Source organism: Arhodomonas sp. KWT (assembly GCF_010993615.1).
Window position 1 is genome coordinate 1 of record NZ_WNXE01000982.1, and the last position, 614, is coordinate 614.

Below are 614 nucleotides of genomic sequence, written 5' to 3' on the forward strand. Positions count from 1 at the left end.
CCCGGGGTCTACCCCTACATCGTCGACGGCGTGGGCGAGGGCCTGCAGGCCAAGCGCCGCGGCCTCGCCGTGATGGTCGATCACCTGACCCCGCCGCTGCGGACCACACCGCTCTACGACGAGCTGCTCGGGCTGCGCCAGCTGGTGGAGTCCTTCGAGTCCGCCGAGCCGGGCAGTCCCGCCCGGGAGCGCTCCGTGCGGCGCATCCGCACCCGGCTGGACGAGCTCGACCTCGGCGGCGAGCTCGCCGCGCAGATCGCCGCCGAGCGGGGCACGGAAACCTTCGATCTGGACACCCTGGACCCGGCGCTCCTCGTTCACGAGGTAGGCCACTACCTCACCACGCTGCAGGAATCGTTCATGCCGGAGGGGCTGCACATCTTCGGCCGCGAGTGGGACAACGACGCGGTGTCGATGATGCTCGAGTCCATGGGCGACGACGCCAGCCCGGACACCCGCGCGGAGCTCACCGCCTCCCCGCGGCACGAGCGCGAGGCCCTGCTCGCCGCCCTCGACGGACACTTCGTACCGCCGGGACCGGGCAACGACCCCATCCGCAGCCCCGACGTCCTGCCCACCGGGCGCAATTTCCACGGCCTGAACGGCAACCTCCT

The 614-nt window shown here is 71.8% G+C and carries 1 protein-coding gene; it reads left to right on the top strand.

Annotated features, from left to right (window positions below; translation table 11 throughout):
- Window positions 1-614: cobaltochelatase subunit CobN (locus tag G7A99_RS23665; RefSeq protein ID WP_205600043.1), on the top strand; the 614-nt coding region annotated here is incomplete at both ends.